The sequence below is a fragment of the Saccharomonospora iraqiensis subsp. paurometabolica YIM 90007 genome, assembly GCF_000231035.2.
GTDB lineage: Bacteria > Actinomycetota > Actinomycetes > Mycobacteriales > Pseudonocardiaceae > Saccharomonospora > Saccharomonospora paurometabolica.
Genome location: NZ_KI912257.1, coordinates 35,384 through 38,271, shown reverse-complemented (window position 1 = coordinate 38,271; position 2,888 = coordinate 35,384). Strand labels below are relative to the sequence as shown.

General features: G+C 72.7%; 4 protein-coding genes. All 4 read right to left on the bottom strand.

The window, feature by feature from the left end; translation table 11 throughout:
• Nucleotides 1-111: 111 nt before the first annotated feature.
• Nucleotides 112-618, bottom strand: coding sequence for a 6,7-dimethyl-8-ribityllumazine synthase (gene ribH, locus SACPADRAFT_RS0219120; protein WP_007027121.1), 507 nt, complete (start codon nt 616-618; stop codon nt 112-114).
• A gap of 91 nt (nt 619-709) precedes the next feature.
• Nucleotides 710-2,002: a bifunctional 3,4-dihydroxy-2-butanone-4-phosphate synthase/GTP cyclohydrolase II gene (locus SACPADRAFT_RS0219115; RefSeq protein WP_007027122.1), complete on the bottom strand. Its 1,293-nt coding sequence runs from the start codon at nt 2,000-2,002 to the stop codon at nt 710-712.
• A 2-nt stretch (nt 2,003-2,004) separates the two neighbouring features.
• Nucleotides 2,005-2,631 carry a riboflavin synthase gene (locus SACPADRAFT_RS0219110; protein WP_007027123.1) on the bottom strand — a complete coding sequence of 209 codons (627 nt, stop codon included), beginning with the start codon at nt 2,629-2,631 and terminating at the stop codon, nt 2,005-2,007.
• Nucleotides 2,632-2,888 (bottom strand): RibD family protein (locus SACPADRAFT_RS28760; protein WP_007027124.1); only part of this gene is annotated, 257 nt, incomplete at its 5' end. It abuts the gene before it with no gap.

The window sequence follows — 2,888 nt, the reverse complement described above, 5'->3', positions numbered from 1 at the left end:
CGGGCCCCGCGGCCGGCGACCCGTCGCCCGTGGATTCCGGGCCAGCGTCGGCGGCGTCCCGCGCCCGCACCGTCTCCCGCACCGGTTCCGTCCCTTCGCCGTCCCCCGCGGTCACACGAACCCCTGTTCCGTCCACGGCTGGCGCAGCCCGCGCAGCACGTGCGCGGTGGTCAACGCCGCCTCGACCGCCTCGTGCCCCTTGTCCTCGGTCGACTCCGGCAGACCCGCCCGCGCCAACGCCTGTTCCTCGGTGTCGCAGGTCAGCACCCCGTTGCCGACCGGGGTGCCCTCGTCGAGCGCGACGCGGGTCAGCCCCGCGGTCACCGAGTCGCACACGTAGTCGAAGTGCGGTGTCCCGCCGCGGATCACCACGCCGAGGGCCACGACCGCGTCGTGCCCCCGCGCCAGCGCCTGCGCCACGACCGGCAGCTCCACCGCACCGGACACGCGCAGCACCGTCGGCTCGTCGGCCAGCGGCACGTCCCGCACGGCCCGCAGCGCCGATTCCACCAGGCTGTCGGTGATCCGGGTGTGCCACCGGGTCGCCACGATCCCCAGGCGCAGGTTCGCGCACTGGCTCAGGTCCTGCCCCGTGTCGGGACGTCCTTCTCCACTCATCCCGGTGTCCCGTCGTCTCCGGTCGTCCAGTCAGTCCCTCCGGCCGGACGGGCCCCGGTCGGACCGGGGCCCGTCCGGCCCCGGCACCCGGTCACAGCGGGTCCCCGCCGTCGCGGTGCTCGGTCACCTCGGCGCCGACCTCGTCGAGGTGTTCCAGCTCGGACAGGTCGTGTCCCATCCTGTCACGCTTGGTCCGCAGGTACCGCAGGTTCTCCGGGTTGGGCGAGGTCGGCAACGGCTCCCGCCCGGTGACCCGCAGGCCGTACGCCTCGATCCCGACCCGCTTCGCCGGGTTGTTCGTCAGCAGCCGCATCGACCGCACCCCGAGGTCGGACAGGATCTGCGCCCCCGTGCCGTAGTCACGGGCGTCGGCGGGCACCCCCAGCTCCAGGTTGGCGTCCACCGTGTCGGCACCCGAGTCCTGCAGCTGGTACGCCTGCAACTTGTGCAGCAGGCCGATCCCGCGGCCCTCGTGCCCCCGGATGTAGAGCACGACGCCGCGCCCCTCGGCGGCCACCGCCCGCAGCGCCGCCTCCAGCTGCGGGCCGCAGTCGCACCGCAGCGACCCGAACACGTCGCCGGTCAGGCACTCGGAGTGCGCCCGCACCAGGATGTCCTCGCCGTCGCCGATGTCGCCGTACACGAAGGCGATGTGCTCGATCCCGTCCAGCAGGCTGTCGTACCCGATCGCGCGGAAGGTCCCCGCCGCGAGCGGGACCCGGGCCTCGGCCACGCGCGCGACCTGCTTCTCCTTGCGCCTGCGGTAGGCGATCAGGTCGGCGATGGTGATGAGCTTGAGTTCGTGGTCGGCGGCGAAGACCTCCAGCTCGTCCCGCAGGGCCATGTCGCCCTCGTTCTTCTGCGAGACGATCTCGCACAGCACCCCGGCCGGTGCCAGCCCGGCCATCCGCGCCAGGTCCACCGCGGCCTCGGTGTGCCCCGGCCTGCGCAGCACCCCGCCGTCCTTGGCCCGCAGCGGCACGACGTGGCCGGGCCTGCGGAAGTCGGACGGCTGCGACTTCGGGTCGGCGAGCAGGTTGATGGTGTGGCTGCGGTCGGCGGCGGAGATGCCGGTGCCGATGCCCTCGGCCGCGTCCACCGTGACCGTGTACGCGGTGCCGCGCATGTCCTGGTTGGTGTGGAACATCGGCGGCAGGTCGAGCCGGTCGCAGTCCGCGCCGGTGAGCGAGGCGCAGATGTAGCCCGAGGTGTAGCGCACCATGAAGGCGAGCAGTTCGGGGGTGGCCTTCTCGGCCGCGAAGATCAGGTCGCCCTCGTTCTCGCGGTCCTCGTCGTCGACCACGACCACCGGACGACCGTTCGCGATGTCGTCGATCGCCGCCTCGATCAGGTCGATGTCCGGTGCGGGACCGGCCTCAGTCATGGTCACGCGTCCTCCTTGCCCACGCCACTCCCCACCGTATCCCCCGGAAGGTGGACGGCGGCCAGTCGCTCCACATACTTCGCGAGCACGTCCACCTCCAGGTTGACCGCCTCGCCCGGCTCGTTCCGGCCGAGTGTGGTGGCCCGCAGCGTGGTGGGGATCAGCGCGACGGTGAACTCCTCGTCCGTGACACCGGCCACGGTCAGCGAGATCCCGTCGACGGCGATCGACCCCTTCTCCACGACGTAGCGGGCGAGCTCGGGCGGGAAGGCGAACTGGGTGAGCCCGTCCGGGTCGCGGGACAGGAACGTGCCGGTGCCGTCCACGTGCCCCTGCACGATGTGCCCACCGAACCGGTCGCTCGCCGCCATCGCCCGTTCGAGGTTGACCAGCCTGCCCGGTTCGATCCCGTGCAGGCTGGTGCGCTCCAGGGTCTCCGGCACCACGTCCACGGTGAACTCGTCGGCGGAGACCTCGGTCACCGTCAGGCACACCCCGTTCACGGCGATCGAGTCGCCGTGTTTCGCGTCCGGTGTGACCACGGGCCCGCGGACGGTGACGCGACTGCCGTGCGGCTCCTGCCGTACCCGCGTGACCTCGCCGAGCTCCTCCACAATGCCGGTGAACACCTAGTCGCCTCCCTCGCCCGTGACCGGGACGGCGGAGATCCGCACGTCCGCACCGCTCATGGTGGCCCGTTCGACCCGCCAACGGTGTGCCTCGGTGATCGTTGACACTCCCGCGTCCCCCAGGGCCGCGGGCCCGGCGCCCAGCAGCACCGGGGCGACGAAGGCCACGATCCGGTCCACCCGGTGCGCGGCGACGAACGCGCCCGCCAGGGCGGGCCCGCCCTCCAGCAGCACGTCCACGATCCCCCGCGCGTCCA

Bases quoted from the DNA above. Each gene is read 5' to 3' on its own strand.
- ribH (WP_007027121.1), bottom strand. From the start codon at position 618: ATGAGTGGAGAAGGACGTCCCGACACGGGGCAGGACCTGAGCCAGTGC.
- SACPADRAFT_RS0219115 (WP_007027122.1), bottom strand. From the start codon at position 2,002: ATGACTGAGGCCGGTCCCGCACCGGACATCGACCTGATCGAGGCGGCG.